Below are 24,007 nucleotides of genomic sequence, written 5' to 3'. Positions count from 1 at the left end.
CTGCGCCGGGCGCCCGGGAGATCCCTTGGTGGCCCAGACTCGGGCGCCGCAGAGCAGGCCATCGGGGTCGGCGAATGGGCCGCGCCGAGCGCGTGTGATCTGGAGTGCGTTCGTGTCGGGGTGATACGCGAGCGCGGCGAGCCTCGGCGGGTTCGTCTCGAGCCGGGCTGCGTGCTCCATGCAGCAGGCTGCTGGCTGCAGGATGCAGCGGGCGGGATGAGAGCGGGCATTCCGAGCAGCCCGGCCCCCGTGGAGGGCGCTCGCCGGGCAGCGCGGGGCCCCGCCGACTCGCCAGCTGCAGGGCAATGCGCTCGCGTGGCCTTCCGGCCCGCACCGGGAGCGGTTGCGCCAGGTCTCCCCGTGAGGGATGGCTCTTGCATCGTCCGCAGCCCCCCGCTCAGGAAGGGACCGCGCGAAGACAGACGCACGGACGAAGCGCCGCGCTCGACTGGCTTCCCGCGCCGCGCAAGCGCCGCCGATGGCAAAGAAACGCTCCCCCGCACCCGATCCGCTCGCCCGCTTCCACCCCGCCACCCAGGCGTGGTTCCGGGGTGCCTTCTCGGCACCCACCCCCGCCCAGGCTCAGGGCTTCCCGCCCATCCTCGACGGCGCCTCCACCCTGCTGCTCGCCCCGACGGGCTCCGGCAAGACGCTCGCCGCCTTCCTCGCGGCCCTCGACCGGCTCATGGCCTCGCCCGAGCCCGACGCCGCCGAGCGCTGCCGCGTCGTCTACGTCTCACCCCTGAAGGCGCTCGCCATCGACGTCGAACGCAACCTGCGCGCGCCGCTCGCCGGCATCGCCGCCGCCGCCGAGCGGCTCGGCCTGCCGTACCGGGTCCCCCAGGTCGGCGTGCGCTCCGGCGATACAGCGCCCGTCGACCGCGCCCGGCTCGCCAAGAAGCCGCCGGACATCCTCATCACCACCCCGGAGTCGCTCTACCTCCTGCTCACCGCCGCCGCGCACGAGCGGCTGCGCGCCGTCGAGGCCGTCATCATCGACGAGATCCACGCGCTCGTCGCGACGAAGCGCGGCGCGCACCTCGCCCTGTCGCTCGAGCGGCTCGAGGCGCTCCGATCGGCGCCCCGACCGATGCAGCGCATCGGGCTGTCCGCCACGCAGCGGCCGCTCGACGAGGTCGCGCGGCTGCTCGGCGGCGGCGAGATCGACGGCGCCGGCGCGCGCTTCGCTCCGCGGCCGGTGACCATCGTCGACGCGAGCGCGCCCAAGGCGCTGGAGCTCCGCATCGAGGTGCCCGTCGAGGACATGACCAAGCTCGGCGAGGCGGCGCGCGCCGGCGAGGGGCCGCCAAAGGGGCCGGCCGAGCCCGCGCAGCGCTCGATCTGGCCGAGCATCCACCCGCGCCTCGTCGAGCTCGTCCGCGCCCACCGCACCACGATGATCTTCGTGAACAGCCGGCGCCTCGCCGAGCGCCTCGCCGCGGCCCTCAACGACACCGCGGGCGCCGAGATCGCGCTCGCCCACCACGGGTCGATCGCCCGCGAGCAGCGACAGCAGACCGAGGAGCGGCTCAAGGCCGGCCTCCTGCCATGCATCGTCGCGACCTCGTCGCTGGAGCTCGGCCTCGACCTCGGCGCCGTCGACCTCGTCATCCAGCTCGAGGCGCCGCCCTCGGTCGCCGCCGGGCTCCAGCGCGTCGGCCGCGCCGGGCACGAGGTCGGCGGCACGTCGCGCGGCATCGTGTTCCCCAAGCACCGCGGCGACCTCCTCGCTTGCGCCGCGGCCGCGTCCCGCATGCGCGAGGGCAAGGTCGAGGCGACCCTCTACCCGAGGAACCCGCTCGACGTCCTCGCCCAGCAGATCGTCGCCATCGTCTCGATGGACACCCTCCACGTCGACGCGCTCTTCGCGCTCGTCCGCCGGGCCGCGCCCTTCGCCGACCTGCCGCGCGCGGGCTTCGAGGGCGTGCTCGACATGCTCTCCGGCCGCTACCCCTCCGACGAGTTCGCCGAGCTCCGGCCCCGCATCGTCTGGGACCGCGTGGGCGGCGCCGTGCGCGCCCGCAAGGGCGCGAAGCGCCTCGCCGTCGTCAACGCCGGCACCATCCCCGATCGCGGCCTCTACGGCGTCTTCCTCGACGCCGGCGGCGACGCGGCGCAACCCGGCCGGCGCGTCGGCGAGCTCGACGAGGAGATGGTCTTCGAGGCCCGCGAGGGCGAGGTCTTCCTCCTCGGCGCCTCCTCGTGGCGCATCACCGACATCACCCACGACCGCGTCCTCGTCGTCCCCGCGCCGGGCGAGCCGGGGAAGATGCCGTTCTGGCGCGGCGATCAGGCCGGCCGCAACGCGGAGCTCGGCGCCTCCATCGGCGCCCTCGCGCGCCGCCTCGCCTCGCTGCCCGACGAAGAGGCCGAGCGCGCGCTCGCCGACGAGCACGGCCTCGACGAGCGCGCGGCGAGGAACCTCGTCCGCTACGTGCGCGACCAGGCCGCGGCCACGGGCGAGGTCCCGAGCGACCGCGCCATCGTCCTGGAGCGCTTCGTCGACGAGGTCGGCGACTACCGCATCTGCCTCCTCTCGCCGTTCGGCGGCCGCGTGCACGCCCCGCTGTCGATCTGCATCGCCGAGAAGTGCCGCCTCGAGCTCGGCCTCGCCGTCGACACCGTGTGGACCGACGACGGCATCGTCCTGCGGCTGCCCGAGTCCGAGTCGCCCCCCGAAGCGAAGCAGCTCCTGCCGCAGGCCGACGAGGTCGAGGACCTGCTCGTCCGCGGCCTCGGCGACACCGCCCTCTTCGCCTCGCGCTTCCGCGAGTGCGCCGGCCGGGCGCTGCTCCTGCCGCGCAAGTTCCCCGGCAAGCGCTCGCCGCTCTGGGCCCAGCGCAAGCGCGCCGCGGACCTGCTCGCCGTCGCGTCGCGCTACGGCTCCTTCCCCATCCTGCTCGAGACCTACAGGGAGTGCCTGCGCGACGTCTTCGACCTCACGGCGCTCGAGGATCTCCTTCGGCAGATCGCGGCGCGCAAGGTCCGCGTCGTCACGGTCGACGTCCGCGCGCCCTCGCCGTTCGCGGCCACGCTGCTCTTCGCGTACGCCGGCAACTTCATCTACGAGGGCGACCTGCCGCTCGCCGAGCGAAGGGCGCAGGTGCTCGCCATCGATCACGCCCGCCTGCGCGAGCTGCTCGGCGAGGCCGAGCTGCGCGAGCTGTTCGACGCCGACGCCGTGCTGGCCCTCGAGGCGTCGCTACAGCGCCTCGACGGCCGCGCGCCGATCAAGCACGAGGACCAGCTGCACGATCTGCTGCTCTCGCTCGGCGATCTCACGCGCGACGAGATCGCCCGGCGCGCGGCGGGCCCCGACCCTGCGCCCGAGGCGGCCGGCGAGGGCACCGCCGCCTGGATCGACGAGCTCGTCCGCGACCGGCGCGCCATCGAGGTCCAGCTCGGCGGCGAGCGCCGCCTCGCCGCCGCCGAGGACGCAGGCCGGCTGCGCGACGCCCTCGGGGTGGTGCCGCCGCCCGGCCTCCCGATCGCGTTCCTCGAGCCGGTCGCGGATCCGCTCGGCGAGCTCGTCGCCCGCTACGCGCGCACGCACGGGCCCTTCCGCGCGGACGACGTGGCCCGGCGTTTCGGCCTCGGGCCCGCGCCGGTCCTGGCCGCGCTCGCGCGGCTCGCGGACCGCGGCCGCGTCATCGAGGGCGAGTTCCTCCCCGGCGGCCACGGCCGGGAGTTCTGCGACGCCGAGGTGCTGCGCTCGCTGAAGCGCCGCTCGCTGGCGCGGCTGCGCGCCGAGGTCGAGCCGGTCCCGCCCGAGGCCTACGCGCGCTTCCTCGCCGACTGGCACGGCCTGAACCGCCGCCGCCGGGGCCTCGACGGCCTGCTCGCGGTGCTCGAGCAGCTCCAGGGCGCGCCGCTCTCGGCCTCCGCCCTGGAGGCCGAGATCCTGCCTGCCCGCGTCGAGGGCTACCGCCCCGGCGATCTCGACGCCCTGTGCGCGGCCGGCGAGGTGCTCTGGCGCGGCGTCGAGCCGGTCGGCGACGGCGATGGCCGCGTCGCGCTCTACCTCGCCGAGGCCTATCCGTACCTCGTCCCGCCGCCCGGCCGCGCCGAGGGGCCGCTGGCCGAAGGGATCCGCGCCGCGCTCGCGCGCCGCGGCGCGCTCTTCTTCTCCGACCTCTCGCGCGAGACGGGCGCCTTCGGGGCCGACCTGCTCGCGGCGCTCTGGGATCTCGTGTGGGCCGGCGAGGTCACGAACGACACGCTCGCCCCGCTGCGCGCCCTCGGCCGCGAGTCCCGATCGAGCGGCCGGCGGCGCGACCGCGAGCGTCCCGCGTCCGGCCTCGCCGGCCTGCGGGCGCGCCGGATCGGCCCGCCGGGCAGCGAGGGGCGCTGGTCGTTGCTGTCGTTTCCCGGCGCCTCCGGGGCGCCTGCCGGCGCCTCCGGTGTGCCCGGCGCAGCTGCCGGCGCGCCCGGCGAGACCGAGCGCCGCGCGGCGCTCGCCCGCGCGCTGCTCGAGCGGCACGGCGTGCTCACGCGCGAGGCGGCGGCGGTCGAGGGGCTCGCGGGCGGCTTCTCGGCCGTGTACGGCGTGCTCCGCGCCATGGAGGAGGCCGGTCAGGCGCGGCGCGGTTACTTCGTCGCCGGGCTGGGCGCCGCGCAGTTCGCGGTGCCCGGGGCCGACGATCGGCTCCGGGCCTGCCGCGAGCCGTCCGACGAGCCGCGGACGCTCGTCCTCGCGGCCACGGATCCGGCGAGCCCCTGGGGCGCCGCCGTCCGCTGGCCCGAGCTCGCCCCGCGCGCCGACAGCGCGCCCGACGCCGCGGTCCGCGGCCCGGTCCGGCCACAGCGAGCCGCCGGCGCCCTCGTGATCCTCCACGATGGCCGGCTGCTCGCGTGGATGGGCCGCACCGAGCGGAGCCTCACCACCTTCCTGCCCGAGGTCGAGCCGGAGCGCGGCGACGCGATCCACGCCATCGCGTCGGCGCTCGCGGCGCTCGTCACCGAGGGGCGGCGGCGCGCGGTGCTCGTGGCCACGATCGACGGCGAGCCGGCGCACGGCTCCCCCGTGGCGCGCGCGCTGGCGGAGGTGGGCTTCACCTCCGGGGTGCACGGCTACCTCAAGCGCGCCCCCACGCCCGAGCGCGGCCCGTGGCGGCCGCGGCAAACGCCCGCGAACGCGCCCGACTGGGCCCGCCGCGCGGCCGCGGCGGGGCTCGACGCACAGGGGGAAGAGGTCGACGGCTTCAAGCCGCCGCCCGGGCTGCGCTCATGGCCGGCGGGGCCTCCGGCCGGCGGATGGCGGATGGCGCCGCCCGCCGGCGCGACCGAGGGCGGTGCGCACGCGGCCGACGGCAGCGCGCCGGACGACGGCGAGCTCGACCTCGATGACGACGACCCGGCGATGTTCGAGGACGGCGCGGGGATCGACGACGGCCCGGAGTGACCGTCGATGGGGCGCGGCTGCGGGGGCGCCGTCCGCCGTGCGCACGCCTCCTGCCAGAAAGGACCCCCGAGCAACCAGGAAAGGGGAGGCCCCTTCGTGGTTCCTCGGCGGCTCTTCGTGGTCCTTGCGGCGCTGGAGGGATCTCGAGCGGCGCCGGGACGATTCAGCCTTGCTGGGGTTGCTCGTCCGCGTTCACGTGCTGAGCGCGGCTCGCATCGCGGCTCTTCCGGCTCCCGTTCCCCTGGCTGCGCGCCTCGGCGCCCTTGCGCCCGATCTCGGCCATGTGCTCGCGGTTCTGGCTGACGGCCTCGCCGCCCTTGCGGCCCGCCGCGCGCGCTTCCTCGGACGTGAACTCGTGCGCGGTGCCCTTCTCATGCGCCGCCTTGCCGCCCTGGCTCGCGATCTGACGCTGCTGCTCTGCGTTCATCGCCGCGAAGCCCCGCTTGCTCTCGCTGATCTGTCCCATGATCCACTCCTCGCATTGATTGCATCGTGAACGTCACTCGACGATCGTGACTACCTGCTGCCTAGCCACATCGCACCGGCGGTGCCGGCGACGCTGGACGGTGCTGCAACGCGGGTGCCAGACGCGAGCGTTCGGACGAATCCGACGATGCGTCGAGGCCGGACACCCGATGACCACCTCGACAGGGCGCGTACCTCTTCGAGGGCTCGATGCGGCAAACTGCCTCACTGTGCGTGCGACCGTGCGCAGCTGCCTCAGCCGCTGCGGGCTCAGCCGCCGCACGGCCGGGATGACGCGTCGCGCATTCTGATTTTCTCGTTGCAATCCTCCGATGGCCTGTATCGCCTCATCGAACGAGCCGGCGAGATGACCTGTCGTCGACACGTGACACGAAGGGGCAACACCGTGCGCGCCTAGGGTATCTCCCGAGCACACTGGCGACTCCGAGCGAGAGAGCCCGCGTTTCTTGTGCCTCACCGGCCCGTGGGCCGCGCCGAGCCGCTTCCTGTGAGGTTGTTAATTTTCATTGTTATGGCTATTGTCTCGCTAAGCCGCCGAGGTCCTTGACGGGCGTGTCGCGCGGCGATGGGAAGCGGTGCTGGCGCGTCGCGTCTTGACATCACGACCCCGCTGCCGCTTCTGTTGCATCGCATCATCATTTCGGCGCTGGGGCCTGCTGAGGGGCGTTGCCGGCGGCCGGGGTGGCGTGCAGGAGATCCTCACGATGGCGCTTCCGATTCCGGGGGCTCGGCTCGACGAAGGCCAGCTCATCTCACCCAATACGACATCCTCGCCTCGCCGCGCGCGCGGCCGCTCTCCGGGCGCCGCTCGTGGCGCGGGCCTGCTCGTGCTGCCCCTTTCGCTCCTCGCTGGATGCGGCGGGTCCACCGGCGCGGCGCCCGCGGAGAGCCCTGCGCCGAGCGCCGCGCCCGCGGCGCAGGAGCCTTTCGACCTTGACAAGGCCCTCGCCCGCGAGGTCGACGAGCTGCCGGCCCACGAGGTCCGCGCCGCGGACTGGTCGGCGCGCGCGTTCGGGGCAGGGGAGCCGCAGATCGAGCAGAAGGAAAAGCTTGTCGCGATCACCATCCCCCTCGGCACGGGCAGCCCTGTCGAGTGCTTCGTCTACAACACGATGCTCGACTCGGGAGAGGTGATAAGGAATTTCGTCGAGCTCCTCGATCCCGCCAAGGTGGAGGTCTCCCGCGTCGTGCCCTGGGAGGTCAGCGTGCACCGGGAGAGCCCCGCGGTGTTCGTGCAGGCCCTTTACGTCGCCCCGACCGCCGCCGGCAAGGCGGCCGGCCTGCTCAAGATCGCGCTGCACGCGGACAGGGCGCACCCCATCGCGTGCCTGCACGACGAGGTCGGGTATGTCCGCACGTTCGAGCGGCTCGCCAAGGGGATCTTCGACTCGTTCGACTCGAAGAGCGCCGCGCCGAGATCCGAGTACACGGACACGGTGATCCTGCGCATCGGCAAGGTCCCTGTCGGCTTCGAGACGAGCGATCTGTTCAAGGACGAGGGCGGCCAGCGGCGATGGCTCTCGCGCGCGGCCACCCTCCTGCCGCGAGACCCGAGGTCGCTGCACATCGAGGATGATGCGTCGAACGTGCTCATCGACGCTCAGGGGCGCCTCAAGGGAGGCGTCTGGATCGAATCGGAGGGGGGCAAGACGAACCACCGGATCGAGCTGTCGCAGAAGACGAACTATCAATACGAGTACTCGGGAGAGGTCGAGGGCAAGAAGGTCCAGGGGACGTTCACCCCCTCGGCCAAGGCGTGGCTCGCGTCGCCTGTCGCCACCGCCTCGGAGCTCGCCCGGCGTCTCAAGAAGGGGCCGTTCGACCTCAAGCAGCAGGAATACATGCCTTCCATCGATCCGACAAAGCCCGTGGACGTCCAGTACGCCCGCGACGCGTCGGGCTCGGTCACGGTCTCTCTCGGCACCATGCGCCTCGTCGGCAACCTCGCGCCGGACGGCCGCCCGGAGGCGTTCGAGCTCTCGCCCGGCCCCCCCGGGCTGACGCTCCAGCGGGCCTACGCCAGGGGCAAGCTGTAACCGTCCGCCGCCACGTCACGGCGGCTCGCCGGTCCACTGCTCGGCGAGCGCGAGCGTCCGCGCGTTCTCGCGGCGGGCCATGCAAGGGTCGCGAAGCACCGGACCGGCCTGGCGCGCTCCGCTGGGCCCCGCTGACGCATCGAGCCATTCGAGGAGCTGGATTCAATGAACGTTCGTCCACCCCGGTGTGCTTGCGCCCCGTCGAGGGTGTCTTTCCTGGGAGGCGGGCCCTGGATGGCGGCAGCCTGAACACATCGTGGCCTGGCGTTCCACGGGGGCAGGTAAGTGGGGTTCAGGCGCAGGATGAGCAGAGTAGGGAGGGCCCGTCATCCAACCGGCGAGCGACATCCCGGCACAGCACAAAAATCGTCGTCGAAAATTAGGCACTTCACGGGAACGCTTTCTAGGGTGCTCTCATGGACAAGAAAATTTTAGCCGCAACCCTCCTGCAGGCGCTTGCCGTTGCCCAGCGCGAAGGACGCGCCGAGACCCTTGAGACGCTCGTCGAGAAGCTGTGTGTTCGCCGCAGAGATATCCGCAGCACGCTGACCGTTCTCCACGGCCAGGGCATGCTGGACGTGCTCCGCATGCGACTCACGCTCTCGGGGTTCGCCATCGGCTCGGCGTTGATCGGAGAGACGCTGCCGGCGCTGAGGGCCGCTCCTCGGGCCGCCACCGCGGCGGCGTGAGCGCCAGCGCAGCCGCCGCGCCGCCTTTGCGTGGGCGCGAGGGAGCGCCCGGAGTCCGCCGGGCGCTCGCCATCGAGGGGGCTGTCTACGCCTCGACGAGGCCTGATCGCACCGCGAGGCGGGTCAGGTCGGCCACGCTGTGCGTCGCCACCTTCGCGCAGAGGCGCGCGCGGTGGGTCTCGACCGTCTTCACGCTGATCGAGAGCTGCGCGGCGACCTCCTTGGCCGAGCGGCCCATGGCGAGCAGGCGGAGCACCTGCCGCTCCCGGTCGCTCAGCGCGGCCACCATGTCTCCCTGGGCGGCGGCGTCGCGCCGCTGGAGCGCGCGCACCATCGCCGCGCTCACGTCCGGCGACACGACCGTGCGCCCGCGAACGACGGTGCGCAGCGCCTCCATGAGATCCGCGAGCCGGCTCTGCTTGGACAGGTACCCGTCGGCGCCGGCCCGCATCGCCTCGGCCACCCGGAACTCGTCCCGGTGTATCGAGAGCACGACGACGCGGAGCTCCCCGAGGCGCTTGAGCTCGCGGATGAGCTCGGCGCCGCTGCGGTCGGCGAGGCCGAGCTCGATCACCGCCACCTGACAGCGGCGGCTCTCCTGCGCTCGGAGCGCCTCCTGCCCGCTTCCAGCCTGAACGACCTCGCTCACCCCTGGCTGTGACGCGAGCGCGAGCGCGAGCGCCTCCCGAACGACGTTCTGGTCATCGACGAGCAGGATATTCATGTCGAAACCCCCCTTGCCAATGGGCCTTGTAACAGAATGCTTTGATCTCCACGAACCTGTTTTCTCGGTAAGGAGCCGCCTGGCGAGCGCGATTTCATTTCTGCGGAGCTCCTGTGGAGTGGCCCTGGCTCCGCGCGGAATCGCCTTGGACGAGCGAGGAGGGCAATCGGGCGCGGCGGGCCGATGTCACCTGGAACGTTGTTCCATCGGGCCGGGGCGCTCGGCGCTCGTCCCGTCGTCCCGTCGTCCGGCAGCTCGCGGCGTCGCGCGGCGAGCCCTCGGCGGCCCGCCCATGACGCCGCGGGCTCTCGGTCGATTCATGCCGGTGCGGCCTCTCGGTCGATGCCTCTCCCTCGGCCGTTATGTTTGCGGTAGATAGCCTGCCTCATGCCTGGCCTGCGCGGAGCTCTCCTCTCCCGTTTACGACCTGACTCGGCCTTCTGGCGCCGCGCGCTCGCCGCGGGCGTCGCGCGCGGGCCGGAGCCCTGGGTGCGCCACAGCCCTCCGGTCTTCGGCGTGCTCTTCGCGGCCGCGCTCCCCGGGCTGCGCCGTCGCGTCGAGGAGAACCTGCGCCGCGTGCGCGGGCCGCGGCCACGCCTCGTCGACATGCTCGACAGCGCCGCGGTGTTCGCGACCTACGGAAGCTGCATCACCGAGGCGCTGCTGCTCGCGAGCGGTCGTGGTTACACGGTGGAGCGGCGTTCCCTGGGTGTCGAGCATTACCGTGCGTGTGCTGCGGCTGGCCGGGGTGTCCTCATCGTCACGGCGCACACGGGTGGCTGGGACATTGCCGGCCAGATCCTCGGCGTTGTGCACCCTGGGGGTGTCATGCTGGCGATGCAGCGCGAACGGGATGCCGAGGCGCGCGCCATCCAGGATGCGGCGCGGCAGCGCGCTGGCGTCCAGGTTGTGCACATCGGCGACGGGCCCCTCGACGCGTTGCCGCTGCTCAAGCACCTGCAGCGCGGCGGCGTCGTCGCGATGCAGATCGACCGCGTGCCGCCCGGGATGCGCAGCCGGGAGGTCGCCTTCCTTGGCGCCCGCTGGCGTGCGCCCGAGGGGCCGATCGCGCTCGCCGCGATGAGCGGCGCGCCGATCCTGCCGGTGTTCACGCACCGCCTGGGTTTCCTCGAGTACGAGGCGGTCGTGGCCCCGCCGATCTGGCTCGCCCGCCGGGCGACCGAGGCGGAGCGGGACCGTGCCGCGTCCGAGATGATGGCCGCGATGGAGCGCTTCGTCCGCGCCCACCCCACGCAGTGGTTCCACTTCGCCGGCGACGGCCCGGTCGCGCCGGCGTAGAGCAGATCGCTGCCTGAAGGGGTGAAACCCCTGATGAATCCCCTCAAATTTTCGGAGAATTCACAGGGAGGCGGGGAGGCGGGGAGTAAAACCTCAGAATAACTCCCCGCCTCCCCGCCTCCCTGTTCAATTTTTCGCTGTAAACGGGCACAAAATGAGGGGATTTCCCAGGTGAAACCCGCAAGGGGCGCGATCGACACAGGGGAGGTAATGAATCGTGTCCCTGTTCGCGATCCATTGCGGCTCCCGCCACTCAACGGCCTGCTTCCTCGGCATCGATGGTTTCCAACCACCGTGACAGCCGCGCTGGCGGGTCTTGCGATCTGGAGCGGTGCTCGGACAAGAAGACTAGAGCGGCCCCTCGGTCAACCCATGCACGAACTGCCGCACGCGCGGATCATCGCTCGCCTTCGCCTGCTCGGTGGTGCCGTCGAAGATGAGCCTCCCGCGGTAGAGCATCCCCACCCGGTCCGTCACCGTGAGCAGGCGGTCGAGGTCGCTCGAGACCATCACCACGGTGGCGTTCATCGCCCGCTGCTCGGCGCGGAGCAGGTCGAAGATGCGCTGCGACGTCACCGGATCCAGCCCCGCCGCCGGCTCGTCGTAGAGGACGATCTCGCCCCGCGCGATCGTGGCCCGGGCGACGCCGACGCGCTTCTTCTGGCCGCCGGACAGCCCCGCCGGCGTCCGGTCCTCGAACCCCGCGAGCGACACCACGCGGAGCCGCTCCGCGACGCGCTCCTCGATCTCCTCCTCGCTCAGATCGTAGAGCCGGCGCAGCGGGAACGCGATGTTCTCCCCGACGGTCAGGTAGTCGAACAGCGCGTTGTTCTGGAACAGCATCCCGAACTTGAGGCGGAACGTCTGGAGATCGAGCTCGCTCAGCGCGTGCACGTCCTTCCCGTCGACGACCACGCGCCCGCGATCCGGCCGCAGCAGCCCCGTGATCATCTTGAGCAGCACGCTCTTGCCCGAGGCGCCCGGCCCGATGAGCCCGTACAGGCAGCCGGCGGGCACGTCGAGGTCGACGCCCCGGAGGACGGGCATGCCCCCGAAGCTCTTCGTCAGCTGCTCGATCTGGATCATCGGTCGCGTGGACACGGTCGCCGGGGAGGGGCGCGCGCCCCCGTACCCTACCCCCGTTACTTCGAGGAGAACGTCGTCCGGGCCACATCGAGCCGCGGATGGGACGGGAACGACATCCCGCGGATCTGCCCGGAGATGCACGACGCGATGCCCGGGCTCGACGGGCTCGTCGTGATGGTGACCCCCACGGCGCGGCCGTTCTGCACGGCGGCGCAGACGCTCACGTCCATGGTCGACGGCACGCCGCACGCGTTCAGGTACGTGCCGCGGTTGAGCACGTTGCCGTAGGCGCCCGCCGTGAGATCGGCCGGGCCGTTGTTGCCCAGCTTGTACTCCTCGACGTAGCGCGCCTGCGCCGCCTCACAGCTCATCCCGCCGCCGAGCGTCGGGTAGCTGCCGCCGCCGCTCGGCCGCGCCCCGCCGCCCTGGCGCGCCGCCTTGGCGCTGCCGAGGCCGGCGTCGACCTCGATCGCGATGCGGTCGGTCGCGCCCTGCACGGCGAGCTCCTGCTCCTTGTGGCTGCGCTCGCGGTACCACCAGCCCGCGCCCGCGGCGAGGATCACGCCCATCAGCGCCATCCCGAGCAGCGCCTTGTACTGCGTGCCCTGCTTCTCGGCCGACACCACGGCGTCGAGCGCGCGCTTCTCCTGCACGATGTCCCGGTTCAGCTTCGCCTGCTCGGCGAACGGCGCGAACTCCTCCCAGTCCTGGATGGCGCGCTCCTCGCTGGAGAACGTGTCGCGCAGCACCTGGTCGCCCGTGAAGGAGCCGGACGCGACCTGCTGGAGCAGCTCCACGGACGAGAACGGCCCGTGGTCCATGCCGTCCTTGATGACGACGTACCGCGGCCGCGTATCGGACTCGAGCGCGGCCTTGAGATCCGCGAGCTTGCGCGTCGGATCGTCGCCGTGCAGGCGCGGCGGCTGGTTGACCGGGATCGCGACAGCGAACGGTCCGTCCCCGGTCACCGACTGGATCCTCGGCAAGGACGGCGCCGACGGGATGTGCCCCTCTGCGTGCCCGTTCGGCGGCATCATGGAGAGATTGATGTCGACCTCGAAGTCCCCGTCGCCGTCGAGGTGCGAGGTATCGGCGCTCGGCGGCTGCTCCGAGGCGGCCGGGACGATCTGGTAGAGCGCCTGCGCGAGGGCGGCGAGGTCCGCCGGCCGGTGCTTCGGATCGGCCACGAGCGACTTGCCGAGCACGGTTTCCAGCGCGGGCGGCAGATCGGGGATCACGTCCGCCGGACGCCGCATCCCCGGGCCGACGCTGGCGTTCGTGAGCAGCTCGTAGAGGATGGCCCCGATCGCGAAGACGCTCGCGCGCGCGTCGCCTTCGCTGCCCTTGCGCTCCTCGGGCGCGAGGCAGGCGCGGTCGCGCGGCAAGAGAGGTGGGGTGTGCGCGAGCTCCTCGATCAGCTGGAGCGCGCCGCCCGCGTCGTAACCGAGGCACGAGGGGTGGACGAACATGGTCCGCCCCTGCGCGTGCAGCGCGTGGAGCTGCGTGCAGAGCGGCACGGCGAGGGCGACGGCGTCGCGGACGTCGAAGCGGCGACCGGTCGCGCGGCGCGACTCCATCTCGGCGCGGAGCGTGCCGGCGGGGATGGACATGCCGACCGGCAAGGGGGTGAGAATGACCTGGACCTGAGCGGACATCGGGGAGCAACACTACGCCAACACGCGGGGTCCGCTCAACGCCGCACCGCAACGTTGCAGTGTCGACGTTCGGCGAAGCTCTGCGCCGACGTGGGATGAGCAGTGGGAGCGTGCACTTGCGGCGTCAGCGTCCGTCAGCGCGCGTTTGGGTCCGCTTGTGTCGGTTTGCATCCGCTCGCGTCCGCCAGCGCGCGCTCGCGTTCGGGTGCGTCGGCCAGCGTGCGCTGGCGTGCGTGAGCGCGCGCATGCGTCCACGTACGTCCGTCAGCGCGTGGCTATGCCTGTCAGCGCGCGCTTGCGCCTGGGTACGACGAACGACATCCGTTTGCGCGCGTCAGCGCGCGTCAGCGTACGTTTGCGTCGGTCTGCGTCCGGGTGCGCTCAGCGGCGGTGTCGGCGGCGTCGGCGCCGAGCGCCAGGGCGTGCCCAGCGAAGAAGCGGAGCACGTCGGTCTCGCGCGATTTCGGCCAGCGCGCGTGGTTGATGGCGCCCTTCTTGGCGGAGCATCGGTTCCTGAGCGCGCAGTGGGGCTCGTCCCTGCTGGCCTCGTCGAGGCGCAGGAACGAGGTGTGCGCGGAGAGCGCGTCGCGCGCGCGCAGCCACCGCTCGACCGACTCGCACGAGAACATGTCGTCGCACGCGCGGTAGATCGCCATCGCGGGCGGGGGAGGGCCGGGGCACGCCCACTCGGCCGGCGGCGCGTTGCTGCCGAAGGTGGCGAACGCCGCGACGCGGTCCGCGCGCATCATCGCGTACGTCGCCGCCATGTGGCCGCCGTAGGAGCCGCCGAGCGCGTAGATGCGCCGCCGGTCGACGAGCTTCTTCTCGAGCAGCTGGTCGACGAAGGCGTCGACGGTCGCGACGTCGACGTTGCCCTCGCCGGTGAACTCGACGTCGAACGGCGCGACCGCCGTGTACATCTTCGTGCCGCGCTCGCGCTCGGCCTGGCTCGGCGTCTTGAAGGCGCGGCCCTGGGGCGCGAGCACGATGAAGCCCGCGTGCGCGGGGTCGCCGGTCAGGTTCCACGTGGCGCCGAGCTTGCGCAGGCCGGTCTCCTTGTCGACGCTCGTCGGGTCGTCGCCGTCGGCGTGGAAGAAGACGATGAGCGGCAGCGGCGCGCGCGTCTCCACGCCGCTCGGCGCGATCACGCAGGCGTAGCGGGGCGACCCCTCGGCGTCGCGCGTCTCCAGCACCTGGGCGCCGCGGCAGGGCGGCCTGCCGAGCGTCTTGCGGAGCTCTCGTCCCGGGCGCCCCTGCTCGGCGACGCAGCGCCCTTCGCTGGGCGGCCTCGCCGCGGGCGGCTTCGACGGCGGCGCGGCCGCGCTGGCCGGGCCGGTCGCGCGGGCGCCTGCATCCTGCCGCGCCGCCGCCGGCCGCGGCGGCCCGCCGTCGTTGGCGGCTGTGCCGGCATCCCGCTCGAAGACGCCGAGCAGGTCGCCGCCGTCGACCCCGGACGACGGCGTGGAGCAGGCCGCGGCGATCCACGCCGCGGCAGCGGCGAGCAGAGCGCGGCCGCGCCGGGGGCCGGGGAGATCCGGCGTCCAGGTGCGCCGCGCGCGGAGCCCGGGTCGGGGTCGAGGCACGGGCGTACTGTAGTACGACGTCGACGGAGCTCCGCCCGGGATTTCTCATCGGGGACCGCGGGCGGCTCGGGGGATGCTGCGCACGCGAGGCGCTCGGGTGCGGACGGCGCCCGCGCTCGACCGCCATGATCCTCTCGGCGACCCATGGCCAGCTCCCGCACCGTCGGGTAGCCAAGCCAGCACGCCCGGAGCTGCTCCGGCGGCAGGCTGCCTTCCAGCCGTCCGATGGCGTGCTTGATTGCGAGCTCCCACCAGGAAGCAACCGAGATCAGTATCTGCGCACCGGGGTCCTGGACTGCATCGATAACCCCCGTCGCAATCGTCCCGGGTCGGATGCAAACCAGATTGCGACGTGCGTGTCGAGCAGCCACTTCAAGCGTCGTCTCCCTCGAACGCGCGCCGGACGTCGTCAGGAGTGGTGCATCGAAGTCGTCTTTGATCTTGATCTGCCCGAGCAACCCGCCTGCGATCGGTGCGACCCGAGCCGGCGGCTGCGCTTCGCCGAGCGCGGTTTGCTCCAACGTGCCGCCGGGAGGCGATCGGGGCGAGTTGGAATGCAGTAGAGGGCCACCGAGCGGCGGCTTGATGTAAGTGGTCTTACTTCGATGTGCCGCCGGGAGGCGATCGGGGCGAGTTGGAATGCGGTGGAGGGCCACCGAGCGGCGATTCAGGTAAGATGCCTTACTTAGGTGTGCCGCCGGGAGGCGATCGGGGCGAGTTGGAATACGGTAGAGGGCCACCGAGCGGCGGTTTGAGGTAAGCGGTCTTACTTCGGTGTGCCGCCGGGAAGCGATCGGCGCGAGCTGGGATGCGGCAGAGGGCCACCGTGTGGCGATCCAGGTAAGATGTCTTACTTCTTGGCGCCGCCGGGAGGCGATCGGGGGCAGCGCGGTGTCTTTAACAAGCCCTTCAGCGTCCGGCGCTCGCGCACCACGCGATCAGCGACCCGGACCGTAGGCGGTCTCGGTCAGGTTGCCCGCTGGCTGGTTGGAGAGCCGAGCGCCGACCAGCTCGGCCGCGTGCACCGGAGGGGGTCGCCGAGGGCGACGGCGGTCCACGGGCGGCTCACGGCCACCCGTCAGCGCCCGCGTCGGGTCCGTGCCCGCCGGGGACGAAATCGCGACGGCGGGCACCGCCGGCTTGCGGGAGGTCCCTTCATGGCTAGGCTGGTCCGCGGCCCACCCATGACGCTCTTCGATATCCTCATCGGCACCGCGCTCGCGGCGATCCTCGCTTTCCAGGTCTACGTCACCGTGCGCGTCTTCCGGAGCCGCGTCTACGAGCCCAAGCAGAAGGTCTGGCAAGCGCAGCTCGTCTGGCTCCTGCCGATCATCGGCGCCGGCCTGGTGTTCTCGATCCTCCAGGAAGAGGACCGGGCCCACCGCGACGCCTCCTCGCACCTCCGCAGCTGAGCCAGCGCCTCCCGGCCGCTCGGCCGCCTCGGCGGTCACCGTCCGCGGTCACGTAGGCGGTCACCGTCCGCGGTCACGTAGGCGGTCACCGTCCGCGGTCACGTAGGCGGTCACGTAGAACAGCCGGCCTCGCGCCCTCCTCCGTCCTCCGCGCCCATCTGGTCACCTCGGGGCAGCCGGATGTGACGCTGGCACAATCGAACAGCACGATTCGGTTTCGCCCTTCGGTCTAGCGGCCCCGTGCGCTATGGCTCAGGGGAGCATGGCGGACGACGTCTTCGGCATCGTCGGGACCACGCAGGCGGGTAATTTCCACGTCGAGCAGGTGGTCGCGGAAGGGGGATTTGGCGTGGTGTACCGAGCGCTTCATGCCGGTTTCCGCGCGCCGGTCGCCCTGAAATGCCTGAAGGTCTCCGAGGCGAAGACCCCGCGCGAGCGCCAGCTCTTCCTCGAGAAGTTCCGCGAGGAGGCCCAGCTGCTCTTCCGGCTCTCCGCCTCCATCCCGGAGGTCGTCCGCCCGCTCCACGTCGACGTGCTGCACCTGAAGCGCGGGGAGTTCGTCCCCTTCCTGGCCCTCGAGTGGCTGGAGGGCGAGTCGCTCGACAAGGTCATCGATCGGCGCAGGCTCCAGGGGGACCCGCCGATCCCGCTCCACCGGCTGATGAAGATGATGCGCCCGATCGCGCAGGCGATCGCGCGCGCACACCGCTTCCCGAGCCCGAACGGCCCGGTGTCGATCATCCACCGCGATCTCAAGCCCGAGAACATCTTCATCACGACGCAGGAGGGGACGGAGCGCCTCAGGATCCTCGACTACGGCATCGCCCAGGCGAAGACGCTGGCCGAGCAGGCCGTCGGGCGGGTGACGAACGGCGACCCGCTGAACGCGTTCTCCCCGGCGTACGGCGCGCCGGAGCAGTGGGCGCCGAAGCGGTTCGGGCAGGCGGGAACCTGGACCGACGTCTGGGGTCTAGCGCTCACCATGGTGGAGGCGCTCGTCGGGCGGCAGGTGATCGATGGCGAGGCGCAGGCCATGATGGGGACGGCGCTCGACGTGAATCGCCGGCCCACGCCCCGGACCGAGGGCGCCAGCATCCCGCCGGAGGTCGACGCCGTGTTCGAGCGCGCGCTCGCCGTGAGCCCGCGCGACCGCACGAGGGACATCGAGTCCTTCTGGACCGAGCTGGAGGCGGCGATGGGGCTCCCGGCCACGTTCGGGCGGGCCGCCGCCCTCGAGGACGCGTACTCCACCCCGCCGCCGCCGTCGTCGTCGATGCGCGCCCCGCAGGTCAAGCGCGCCGGGCACGTCTGGCTCGACACGCCCAGGGACGCGGGGTCGCTCGAGCTCGATCTCGACGTGGCCCCGGCGTCGATGCGCTCGCCGCGGGGAGGCCGCCGCGACGGCCCGGCGAGCAGCGTGCGCCCGCTGCCGGGCCCGGATTCCGCCGGGCTCGAGATGGATCTCCCGGAGGCCCCGCCGAGCGCGCTGGGCCGGGGGATCGGCGCGTTCGCCGCCGACAGCGCGCCCGCGAGCGCGCGAGGCCGCGCGATCAGGGACGAGCGCGCGGGCTTCGCGGAGGCGACGCCCGTGGGCGGACACCCGCGCGCCGGCGGGATCGGGATGGAGAGCGCCTCGCCGAGCATGCACGCGCGCGGCGGCGGGATGCTCGGGATGATGGAGAGCACGCCGCCGCTGGAGATGGCGCTCGGCGTGGCGCCGCGCGCGACCTCGCTGCCGCCGGTCGCGGTGCGCCCGCTGTCGGACATGCCGTCGGCGAGGTACCGGCCGTCGACGCGCCCGCCGGCGGACATACGACCACGTCCACCGGAGCCGAGGCCGATCGCCACCGGGCCGACCCTCCTCCAGCAGCTGGGGCTGCCCGTGGCCTGCATCGTGTTCGCGTGCGTGGTCACGGTCGCCGACCTCATCATGAAGCGATCGGGCGAGGTGCTGAGCTTCGGCCCGGTGCGCTCGTTCTGGGTCGCCGGCGTGCTGCTCCTCTTCGGCGTCGGCCTGTTCTTCTGGCGCATGCTCGGAGACCCCGGAGATGCCTGAGATGACCCACGGGAGCGCCGCGGAGCAGCGCGCCGACCAGAGCGTGTCGGCCCGCTTCACGCGGCTGATGAACGCGTCGACCTCGCGGTGGGGCGTGCTCACCGATCCCCCGCTCGTGGCGCTCGCCTCGAGCGTCTTCCTGCTCGCGTTCCTCGCGGCGCTCGGCCGCGACGTGGGCCCCGCGGTCGCGCGCCCGCTCGGCGCCCTCGTGCTCGCGCCGATCACGGTCGCGCTCGCCGTCAGCGTGGCGCTGCGCGGCGCGCGGCGCGCGGTCGTCGCGTGGCTCGCGCGCCAGCCGTTCCCGGTGGAGAACCTGAACGCCGTGCTGAACGGCCTGGGCGAGGGGCTGGAGGTCACCTTCGCCGGCGCGGTCCCGGAGACGGCGGAGCTCAACGCCGAGCTCGACAAGGTGCACCCGGACGCGTTCGTGACGGGTGGCGTCGAGGACGCGCGCACGCTGGACATCCGCATCGGCGTCATCGACTCGAAGCGCAACCCGGCCGCGACGAACCACCAGCGCTACGCGCGCGTCCGCGAGCTCGTCGAGCGCGCGCTCGTGCCGCTCGCGGAGCGCTACCCGATCCAGAGCGTCCGGGTGAAGTGAGCGACCCGCGCGCGCGTCCGCCGAGGACGCGCCGGGCGCCCGCGTCCAGCCGAGCGCGCGCTCGCGCCGGTCGCGCGCGTCCAGCGTATGTCCCGGAGATGGAGCAGGGACGTCGCCCGGGTGCCCGCGCGCGTGCTTGCCATGCCGCCCCGTACCCCTGCTATCGTCGCGGCCCATGACCGCCTCGACCTCCGAGAAGCTCCTCTCCGATCTGGAAGCGCGGGGCATCACCCGCGCCAAGATCGGTGGCTTTGACATCGACGGCATCCTCCGCGGAAAGTACGTCTCCCTCGAGAAGCTGAAGAGCGCCCTCGGGAGCGGCTTCGGCTTCTGCGATGTCATCTTCGGCTGGGACATCGCCGACGTCCTCTACGACAACGCCAAGGTCACCGGCTGGCACACCGGCTACCCGGACGCGCACGCGGTCCTCGATCCGAGCACGCTGCGCGACCTCCCGTGGGAGCCGGGCACCGTCGCGGTGCTCGCCGACTTCCGCGACGAGCGCGGCGGCCCGCACCCCGCGTGCCCGCGCTCGCTCCTCAGGAGCGTCATCGCGAAGGGCGAGCGGATGGGGCTCTCGGCGAAGCTCTCGTGCGAGTTCGAGTTCTTCCTCTTCGAGGAGACCCCGCGCTCGCTGCACGAGAAGCGCTTCGCCGGCCTGACGCCGCTCAGCCCCGGCATGTTCGGCTACTCGTGGGTCCGCGAGGGCCAGAACAAGAAGCTCATGGCCGCCATCCTCGACCAGATGCGGGCCTTCGACATCGAGATCGAGGGCCTGCACACCGAGACCGGCCCGGGCGTGTACGAGGCGGCGATCCGCTACGACGACGCGCTCCGCGCCGCGGACAAGGCCGCGCTGTTCAAGGTCGCCATGAAGCAGATCGCCCACGAGCACGGCCTCTCGGTCACGTTCATGGCGAAGTGGAACGCTGACCTCCCCGGCTCGAGCGGCCACCTGCACCAGAGCCTCTGGAAGGACGGCCGGAACATCTTCGACGACGCGTCGTCGCCCGACCGGCTCCCGGCCGCGCTGCGCCACTATGTCGGCGGCCAGATCGCCCTCATGCCCGAGCTCACGGCGCTCTACTCGCCCACGATCAACGCCTACAAGCGGTACGTGCCCGGCGTCTGGGCGCCGCTCACCGCCAGCTGGGGCGTCGAGAACCGCACGGCCGCCATCCGCCTCATCGGCCTCGGCACGCCCGGCGCGCGCGTCGAGTACCGCCAGACGGCCGCGGACATCAACCCGTACATCGCCATGGCCGCGTGCCTCGGCGCGGGGCTCCACGGCATCGAGCACGAGGTCGAGCCGCCCCCGCAGGCCGCCGGGGACGCGTCGTCCGCGGAGTCTTCACGCCTCTCGCTGCCGCGCTCGCTCGCGGAGGCGACCCGGATGCTCGCCGGCAGCCAGAAGGCCCGGGAGATCCTCGGCGAGAGGTTCGTCGACCACTATGTCCTGACGCGCGACTGGGAGGTTCGGCAGTACGAGCGCGCGGTCACGGATTGGGAGCTGAAGCGCTACTTCGAGGCGGTGTGATCATGAGCAAGTTCACGGTCTGGAGCTTTCCTACACGCATTCTCTTCGGCGCCGGCGTCGTCGAGCAGACGGGCGCCGAGGCGCGCCGGCTCGGGGCGACGCGGGCCCTCATCGTCACGGACAAGGGCGTCGTCCGCTCGGGGCTGCTCGAGCCCGTCGCGGCCTCGCTGCGGAAGGAGGGCCTCGAGGTGGCCGTCTTCGACGACGTGCTCGGCAACCCGATCGAGAGGAACGTGCACGAGGGCGTCGCCGCGTTCCGCGACGCCCGCGCCGATCTCGTCGTCGCCCTCGGCGGCGGCTCGCCGCTCGACGTCGGCAAGCTCGTCCGCCTCGGCGTGAACCACGATCGGCCGCTCGTCGACTACGACGACGCCACGGGCGGCGATCGCTTCATCACGCCGAGCGTCCCGCCGATGCTCGCGATCCCCACGACGGCCGGGACCGGCAGCGAGGTCGGCCGCTCGGGCGTCGTGACGCTCGACGTGAACCACCGGAAGACGGTGATCTTCTCCCCGTACCTGCTCGCGAACGCCGCGCTGCTCGATCCGGTGATGACGCGGTCGATGCCGGCGTTCCTCACGGCGGCGACGGGCTTCGACGCGCTCACCCACTGCGTCGAGGCGTACGTGGCGAAGGGCGATCACCCGATGGCCGACGGCATCGCGCTCGAGGGGATCCGCCTCGCCGCCGCGCACCTCGAGCGCGCGGTGACGCACGGCGACGATCTCGAGGCGCGCGGCGGCATGATGAAGGCGGCGATGATGGGCGCCGTCGCGTTCCAGAAGGGGCTCGGCGCGTGCCACTCGCTCGCCCACCCGCTCTCGAGCGAGTGCGGGCTGCACCACGGCCTGGCCAACGCGCTCTGTCTCCCGCCGGTCGTCGAGTTCAACGTCGCCGCGGCGGCGCCGCGCCTCGCCCGCATCGCGGCCCTCCTCGGCGCTCCCGAGGACGCCGCCGCGTGCGCCGAGGCCATCCGCGCCCTGCGCGCCCGCATCGGGCTCGCGGCCGGCCTCGAGAAGGCGGGGGTCCCGCGCGACAAGCTCGACGCGCTGGCCGATCTCGCCACGCAGGACGCGTGCCACACGAGCAACCCCCGCCCGTGCTCGCGCGACGATCTCCGCCAGCTGTACGAGGCCTCCTTCGCGAGCTGACGCGCGCGACGCGCCGTGCCGTGGTCGTGCGGCGCGTCGTGCGTCTGTCGCGCGCGCGGCGCGCCCGCGTCGCCGTCGCGGAGGGGTCGCCCTGGCTTGCGTCGACCACGACGGGATCGTGACCATTTCCCGGCATCCAGCGGGTCGCTGGATGCCGGCCTACCTCTGGCCGACAATGGATAAATGCGGTACCAGGGGTGCACGATGACCGTCACCACCACCGAGCGCACCGCGCGTCCAGCGACATGCCAGATGTTCGAGACGCCGCTCATCGAGAGATTTTCGCGGATCCACCCGATCACGCCGTTCGCCTTCTGGCTCCCGGTCTACGGCTATCTGCTCGTCCGCGCCGCCGGTCACGGTGTCGGCCTCTGGGCCGGGCTCGGGCTGGTGCTGGTCGGCCTGTTCCTGTGGACGCTCGCCGAGTACGTCCTGCACCGCTACGTGTTTCACTATGTCGGGCCGCGCCAGTGGCAGCGCCGGATGCATTTCGTTCTCCACGGGGTGCACCACGACTTCCCGCAGGACGCCGACCGGCTGGTGATGCCGCTCGGCGCCAGCATTCCCCTGGGCGTCGCCTTTTACATGCTGTTCCGCACGGCCTTCGGCCCTGTTCCAGCGGATCCGCTGTTCGCCGGCTTTGGCCTCGGGTACCTCGTGTATGACGGCACCCACTATGCCATTCACCACTTCCGCATGAGCTCGCGCTGGGGGAAGTGGATCAAGCGCCATCACATGGTCCATCACCACACGGGAGAACACGCTCGGTGGGGCGTGTCGTCGCCCCTATGGGACTGGGTCTTCGGGACGATGGGCACCTCGCCGTCGGGAAAAGGCAGCTGAGCGGGAGAGCCGAGCGCGGCGGGGGAGAGCCGAGCGCGGCGGAGCGCGCGGCCGGCGATCCTCAGGAGATGGGAATGGCCCCGACGCGCGGCGGGTTGATGGGCCATGAGTCGGTCGCGTCTGTGCGCTTGCACCTCCGCGAGAGACGCGGCGCAGCAGTCAGGCGCTGAAGCCGCGCGCGTGTTGAAGCGGGGAGGGAGGCGTCCGGTTGCGCCGGCTCGCCGCACGCGGGAAACGACGCAGGCGCGGCGGCGACCGTGCGGCGCTTGCCCAGGCTCAGGCACGCGGCGGATCGATCCGCTGCACGAGCGCTCCTCGGAGCGCTCGTGCAGCGGGCGCTTCACTGCGCGAGCGTCGTGCCTGAAGGGGCGAGCCCTGCCGCAGGCGAGGTGTCAGACAACCGCCTCATGGCGCCTGCATAGAAGGTCCGGAGCGTGTTGCGCCCGCAGTGGGGGCACAACCACGCCACGTCGAACCGGTCGAGGTGGGCATTGATGCTGTGCGCCGGCGCGAGCTCCTTCTCGGCTTCATCGGCGGCCGACCGGCCGCGGGGAGCTCGGGTGGCCCACCCGGCGGTGACTTGCCGGTGCTCGTCCAGGGTGGCTGAGAGGCTTGCCTGGCACTCGCAAGGAGTGGAGATGAGAAACCGACTCATGCATGACCGTCCTTCGTAGATGTTTCCGTAGTCCATGTCGACATGCCGCGACGCGGCGTGCTCGAAGAGCCGCAGCGCGGCGTGCCAGAGAAAGAGCGCGTCCTCATATAAAGGTTGGTCAGTTTGAGCTCAAGGGGTGTTAGCCTGAGGCACGGTTGCCCTGGTGTGACTGAGGAAGGGGAGTCCATGACCGTTCGACGTGCACCTCGTGAGCGCGCGACGCCGGCTTCGGGGAGGTTGCAGGTCGTCGAGACGGGCCGGCCCGGGCCGCGCTCGGTGCGCAGCTTCAAGATCCTGCTCGCGCACGACGCCCGCGCCGCGACCTGCGACGCGCTCGCCCGGACGATCGAGGCGATCCTGGCGAACGTCGAGATCGTGGACGCCTCGTCGATCGACGACGCCCTGCTCGCGTCGGCGACCGAGCGATTCGACGCCTGCCTGGTCTGCCTCGATCTGCCGCCGGCGCCGCTCGGCGGCGCGCGGCTCGCGAGCGAGCTCGTGGACAGCGACCACCCGGTCGTGCTCGTGACGAGGAGCCTGCGCTGGCTGCCGCCGGACAGGCCCACGCTGCAGCAGCTGCCCTGGATCCCGCCGGACGCGGGCGCGAGTGAGATCACGAGCGCGCTCGAGGCGGCGACCAGCGAATGCCACAGCTCCGTCCGCACGCGCTCGCCGCTGCCGGGCGACGTGCTCGGCGCGCCCGCGCTCCGCGCGCGCGCGCGCCGCTAGCCCAGCGTCCCGCGCGCGCCGGCCCCGGTCGAACGCGGGGACGGAAAACGAAATGAAGGGG

At 72.3% G+C, this 24,007-nt stretch carries 17 protein-coding genes; 11 read left to right on the top strand and 6 right to left on the bottom strand.

The window, feature by feature from the left end; genetic code table 11:
- Nucleotides 1-478: 478 nt before the first annotated feature.
- Entirely contained in the window at nt 479-5,401 is a 4,923-nt protein-coding gene (locus WMF36_RS20950; protein WP_437581388.1) for an Lhr family helicase, read from the top strand.
- A gap of 163 nt (nt 5,402-5,564) precedes the next feature.
- Here WMF36_RS20950 and WMF36_RS20945 read toward each other — a convergent pair whose 3' ends face one another.
- Nucleotides 5,565-5,867, bottom strand: coding sequence for a KGG domain-containing protein (locus tag WMF36_RS20945; protein ID WP_437581387.1), 303 nt, complete (start codon nt 5,865-5,867; stop codon nt 5,565-5,567).
- 724 nt (nt 5,868-6,591) lie between these two features.
- Here WMF36_RS20945 and WMF36_RS20940 point away from each other — a divergent pair.
- Both WMF36_RS20940 and WMF36_RS20935 read left to right on the top strand, forming a co-directional pair.
- Entirely contained in the window at nt 6,592-7,923 is a 1,332-nt protein-coding gene (locus WMF36_RS20940; RefSeq protein ID WP_437581386.1) for a hypothetical protein, read from the top strand.
- A gap of 416 nt (nt 7,924-8,339) precedes the next feature.
- A complete protein-coding gene (locus WMF36_RS20935; RefSeq protein WP_437493507.1) occupies nt 8,340-8,612 on the top strand; it encodes a hypothetical protein in 273 nt (90 codons plus the stop codon).
- Nucleotides 8,613-8,697: 85 nt separating this feature from the next.
- On the opposite strand, the gene WMF36_RS20930 is transcribed toward WMF36_RS20935, so the two are convergent.
- Entirely contained in the window at nt 8,698-9,336 is a 639-nt protein-coding gene (locus tag WMF36_RS20930) for a response regulator (protein WP_437581385.1), read from the bottom strand.
- Nucleotides 9,337-9,723: 387 nt separating this feature from the next.
- Here WMF36_RS20930 and WMF36_RS20925 point away from each other — a divergent pair, with 387 nt between their 5' ends.
- Entirely contained in the window at nt 9,724-10,635 is a 912-nt protein-coding gene (locus WMF36_RS20925) for a lysophospholipid acyltransferase family protein (protein WP_437581384.1), read from the top strand.
- A gap of 348 nt (nt 10,636-10,983) precedes the next feature.
- On the opposite strand, the gene WMF36_RS20920 is transcribed toward WMF36_RS20925, so the two are convergent.
- The 3 genes from WMF36_RS20920 to WMF36_RS20910 all read right to left on the bottom strand — a co-directional run bounded on the left by WMF36_RS20920 (nt 10,984) and on the right by WMF36_RS20910 (nt 14,959).
- Nucleotides 10,984-11,736 carry an ABC transporter ATP-binding protein gene (locus tag WMF36_RS20920; RefSeq protein ID WP_437581383.1) on the bottom strand — a complete coding sequence of 251 codons (753 nt, stop codon included), beginning with the start codon at nt 11,734-11,736 and terminating at the stop codon, nt 10,984-10,986.
- A gap of 41 nt (nt 11,737-11,777) precedes the next feature.
- The gene (locus WMF36_RS20915) at nt 11,778-13,376 is read right to left on the bottom strand and encodes a hypothetical protein (RefSeq protein ID WP_437581382.1); all 1,599 of its coding nucleotides are present in this window, start codon (nt 13,374-13,376) and stop codon (nt 11,778-11,780) included.
- A 344-nt stretch (nt 13,377-13,720) separates the two neighbouring features.
- Nucleotides 13,721-14,959: an alpha/beta fold hydrolase gene (locus WMF36_RS20910; protein ID WP_437581381.1), complete on the bottom strand. Its 1,239-nt coding sequence runs from the start codon at nt 14,957-14,959 to the stop codon at nt 13,721-13,723.
- 1,157 nt (nt 14,960-16,116) lie between these two features.
- Here WMF36_RS20910 and WMF36_RS20905 point away from each other — a divergent pair.
- The 6 genes from WMF36_RS20905 (at nt 16,117) to WMF36_RS20880 (ending at nt 22,562) form a co-directional block, all read left to right on the top strand.
- Nucleotides 16,117-16,371, top strand: a complete 255-nt coding sequence (locus tag WMF36_RS20905; protein WP_437581380.1) for a hypothetical protein — start codon at nt 16,117-16,119, stop codon at nt 16,369-16,371.
- A gap of 262 nt (nt 16,372-16,633) precedes the next feature.
- Complete coding sequence (locus tag WMF36_RS20900) at nt 16,634-18,427, top strand: serine/threonine protein kinase (RefSeq protein WP_437581379.1); 1,794 nt, start codon at nt 16,634-16,636, stop codon at nt 18,425-18,427.
- Nucleotides 18,420-19,031: a hypothetical protein gene (locus tag WMF36_RS20895; RefSeq protein ID WP_437581378.1), complete on the top strand. Its 612-nt coding sequence runs from the start codon at nt 18,420-18,422 to the stop codon at nt 19,029-19,031. Before WMF36_RS20900 ends, WMF36_RS20895 begins: the two co-directional genes overlap by 8 nt.
- A 175-nt stretch (nt 19,032-19,206) precedes the next feature.
- Complete coding sequence (locus tag WMF36_RS20890) at nt 19,207-20,568, top strand: glutamine synthetase family protein (RefSeq protein WP_437581377.1); 1,362 nt, start codon at nt 19,207-19,209, stop codon at nt 20,566-20,568.
- Nucleotides 20,565-21,719: an iron-containing alcohol dehydrogenase gene (locus WMF36_RS20885; protein ID WP_437581376.1), complete on the top strand. Its 1,155-nt coding sequence runs from the start codon at nt 20,565-20,567 to the stop codon at nt 21,717-21,719. The genes WMF36_RS20890 and WMF36_RS20885 overlap by 4 nt, the downstream gene beginning before the upstream one ends.
- Nucleotides 21,720-21,923: 204 nt before the next feature.
- Nucleotides 21,924-22,562, top strand: coding sequence for a sterol desaturase family protein (locus tag WMF36_RS20880; RefSeq protein WP_437493471.1), 639 nt, complete (start codon nt 21,924-21,926; stop codon nt 22,560-22,562).
- A 340-nt stretch (nt 22,563-22,902) separates the two neighbouring features.
- Here WMF36_RS20880 and WMF36_RS20875 read toward each other — a convergent pair whose 3' ends face one another.
- Nucleotides 22,903-23,217, bottom strand: a complete 315-nt coding sequence (locus WMF36_RS20875) for a hypothetical protein (protein ID WP_437581375.1) — start codon at nt 23,215-23,217, stop codon at nt 22,903-22,905.
- A 186-nt stretch (nt 23,218-23,403) separates the two neighbouring features.
- Between WMF36_RS20875 and WMF36_RS20870 the strand changes: the two genes are divergently transcribed.
- A complete protein-coding gene (locus WMF36_RS20870) occupies nt 23,404-23,946 on the top strand; it encodes a hypothetical protein (RefSeq protein ID WP_437581374.1) in 543 nt (180 codons plus the stop codon).
- Nucleotides 23,947-24,007 lie beyond the last annotated feature (61 nt).

The organism is Sorangium sp. So ce887 (assembly GCF_051521455.1).
Taxonomy (GTDB): domain Bacteria; phylum Myxococcota_A; class Polyangia; order Polyangiales; family Polyangiaceae; genus Sorangium.
The sequence above is the reverse complement of the archived record's forward strand: the minus strand, read 5'-3'. Positions and strand labels throughout refer to the sequence as shown.

Bases quoted from the DNA above. Each gene is read 5' to 3' on its own strand.
- WMF36_RS20915 (WP_437581382.1), bottom strand. From the start codon at position 13,376: ATGTCCGCTCAGGTCCAGGTCATTCTCACCCCCTTGCCGGTCGGCATG.
- WMF36_RS20950 (WP_437581388.1), top strand. From the start codon at position 479: ATGGCAAAGAAACGCTCCCCCGCACCCGATCCGCTCGCCCGCTTCCAC.
- WMF36_RS20875 (WP_437581375.1), bottom strand. From the start codon at position 23,217: ATGAGTCGGTTTCTCATCTCCACTCCTTGCGAGTGCCAGGCAAGCCTC.
- WMF36_RS20905 (WP_437581380.1), top strand. From the start codon at position 16,117: ATGGCTAGGCTGGTCCGCGGCCCACCCATGACGCTCTTCGATATCCTC.
- WMF36_RS20925 (WP_437581384.1), top strand. From the start codon at position 9,724: ATGCCTGGCCTGCGCGGAGCTCTCCTCTCCCGTTTACGACCTGACTCG.
- WMF36_RS20880 (WP_437493471.1), top strand. From the start codon at position 21,924: ATGACCGTCACCACCACCGAGCGCACCGCGCGTCCAGCGACATGCCAG.
- WMF36_RS20935 (WP_437493507.1), top strand. From the start codon at position 8,340: ATGGACAAGAAAATTTTAGCCGCAACCCTCCTGCAGGCGCTTGCCGTT.
- WMF36_RS20930 (WP_437581385.1), bottom strand. From the start codon at position 9,336: ATGAATATCCTGCTCGTCGATGACCAGAACGTCGTTCGGGAGGCGCTC.
- WMF36_RS20890 (WP_437581377.1), top strand. From the start codon at position 19,207: ATGACCGCCTCGACCTCCGAGAAGCTCCTCTCCGATCTGGAAGCGCGG.
- WMF36_RS20895 (WP_437581378.1), top strand. From the start codon at position 18,420: ATGCCTGAGATGACCCACGGGAGCGCCGCGGAGCAGCGCGCCGACCAG.
- WMF36_RS20900 (WP_437581379.1), top strand. From the start codon at position 16,634: ATGGCGGACGACGTCTTCGGCATCGTCGGGACCACGCAGGCGGGTAAT.
- WMF36_RS20945 (WP_437581387.1), bottom strand. From the start codon at position 5,867: ATGGGACAGATCAGCGAGAGCAAGCGGGGCTTCGCGGCGATGAACGCA.
- WMF36_RS20940 (WP_437581386.1), top strand. From the start codon at position 6,592: ATGGCGCTTCCGATTCCGGGGGCTCGGCTCGACGAAGGCCAGCTCATC.
- WMF36_RS20870 (WP_437581374.1), top strand. From the start codon at position 23,404: ATGACCGTTCGACGTGCACCTCGTGAGCGCGCGACGCCGGCTTCGGGG.